The sequence below is a fragment of the Vibrio sp. D173a genome (assembly GCF_030248475.1).
Window position 1 is genome coordinate 1 of record NZ_JAHGAH010001648.1, and the last position, 489, is coordinate 489.

General features: G+C 45.8%; 1 protein-coding gene. It reads right to left on the bottom strand.

The window, feature by feature from the left end; genetic code table 11:
• The coding region (locus KIV40_RS35330; RefSeq protein ID WP_285354141.1) for an extracellular solute-binding protein at positions 1-489 on the bottom strand (489 nt) is incomplete at both ends.

The following is a 489-nucleotide window of genomic DNA, read 5'->3' on the forward strand; positions in this document are numbered from 1 at the left end:
CTTTAACTTGTGCACGGTCGTTACCTGGAGGCTTACGAGCTAGGTTTGCTTTAACGCCTTCTAGCCACTCTTTCGTTTCAGCTTCGCCTTTATGAGCGATCATAGAAGAAACTAGAGATACGTTGTAAGGGTGCTTACCGCTACGTGTACAGATTTTGCCTTTGAATTCTGGCTTAGCTAGGTCTGCGTAAGTGAAATCTTCACCTAGGCGGCCAACGCGGCCACGTGAAGAGTATACGCTACGTGTACGAGTTGTTAGAGCGAACCACTCGTTGTCAGTATCTTGGTACTGAGCTGGGATGTTCTTCTCTAGTACGTCACTTTCAACAGATTGAACTAGACCTTGCTTAGTTAGCTCAGAAAGACGGCTGATATCCACAGTTAGGATAACGTCAGCTGGGCTGTACTCGCCTTCTTGAGCCAGCTTCTCTGCTAGACCTTTCTTTGCGAACTTAACGTTTACTTTAATACCAGTTTCTTTAGTGAACT